The sequence below is a fragment of the Rhodococcus sp. D-46 genome (assembly GCF_011290655.1).
GTDB lineage: Bacteria > Actinomycetota > Actinomycetes > Mycobacteriales > Mycobacteriaceae > Rhodococcus_F > Rhodococcus_F qingshengii.
This window is the reverse complement of sequence record NZ_JAANTF010000042.1, coordinates 1-1,424: the sequence shown is the minus strand read 5'-3', so window position 1 is coordinate 1,424 and position 1,424 is coordinate 1. Positions and strand designations below refer to the sequence as shown.

Below are 1,424 nucleotides of genomic sequence, written 5' to 3'. Positions count from 1 at the left end.
CGGAGGACATCGGAACCGAAAGTTCAGGGATCAACTATTCCGGAGACGAGGACGTGTGGGAGGACGTCCAGAGCCTTCTGACACCCATCGCCGCCCAATCACGATATGTCGGAGCCCGTCCCGGTGCCGCCAACGTGATCGACGCGGCCATGGCAGGCGCATTCTTCAACGTCGCGCTCGGTGCCTTCCACGAAGCAGCAGCGTACGTGCGGTCCGAGGACGTCGCGATCGCGGAGATGCGCCACAGTTTGCACCTGTGGACCGACAAACTTCTCGAACTCCTTCACGAAGCACTCAAAGCGTTCGAATCCGGAGAGTACGAGACCGATCAGGCAACCTTGAACGTATACGCAGCCGCAGTAGAAGCCTGGCAACAATCGATGCAGCGAGCAGGCCAACGCGCCGCTCTGATGACGGCGAATCTCGACAACTTGCAACGTGCATGCGCAGCCGGGCACGGGGACAAGGGCATCTTCGCCCAAATCGAAACACTCTCCGCCAACCCTCAATCCGCAATCTAAGGAGACATCAATGACAACCATGGCCAATCACCTCACCGCCCTGCCCTCGACAACAACAGTCGACGAGATCGTCGACGTGATCCACCGCGACGGCGGTGTCATCGTCGAAGATTTCCTCGACACCCCCCAGCTCGACGAGCTGCGCGCCCAACTTGGCCCCGTCCTTGAAAGCACCGGCTACGGAGAAGACGAATTCTTCGCCGGAACCCAAACGCGAAGAGCAGGAGGGCTGTTCGGTCGGATCGACCTCATGCCCGAGATCGCGCTCCACCCGCTCTACTACGGGGCCGCCAAGAAGATCCTTCAGGTGCCCCTGTCCGTCTGGGTCGGAGACGACCAGATCGAAATCACGCCTGATATCCAGATCGGTGTCACTCAGGCAATCGAAATCCACCCAGGGCAGGGTGCCCAGCGTCTCCATCGAGACGACACGAGCTTTCTGTGGCGCCACCCCGACTACGGACGCGAGGGCCGACTGCAGATCATGGTGGCGGTCAGCGATTTCACAGCAGAAAACGGCGGCACCCTCGTCATACCCGGAAGCCATCGGTGGGACGACCAACGAGGCCCGAAACAAGCCGAAGCGGCGCCGACCGTGATGCGGGCCGGTGCTGCCCTCATCTGGACCGGTTCTACGTACCACGGCGGTGGTAACAACTCGTCCGAGGCGCCACGGACCGGCTTGACGATGGCATTCGACCTCGCCTGCTTACGTCAGGAAGAGAACCAATACCTGTCAATCCCGCGTGAAAAACTGCTTGATCTTTCCGAAGAGGTACAGCGACTGCTCGGCTGGGGGTCCGGAGCGAACCTGATGGGTTACGTCGAACGGGGCGGTCAGATGATCGACGCACACGTTCTCCTCGAAAACGGCGCCGTCGAACTCCCGACTGCCCGCTGAAC

1 protein-coding gene and 1 pseudogene are annotated in these 1,424 nt (G+C 60.9%); both read left to right on the top strand.

What is annotated here, in order from left to right:
• Positions 1-521 (top strand): annotated as a pseudogene (locus G9U53_RS33225) (NAD(P)-dependent oxidoreductase); the annotation flags it as partial.
• A gap of 10 nt (positions 522-531) precedes the next feature.
• Entirely contained in the window at positions 532-1,422 is an 891-nt protein-coding gene (locus G9U53_RS33220) for a phytanoyl-CoA dioxygenase family protein (protein ID WP_030536462.1), read from the top strand.
• Positions 1,423-1,424: the final 2 nt, after the last annotated feature.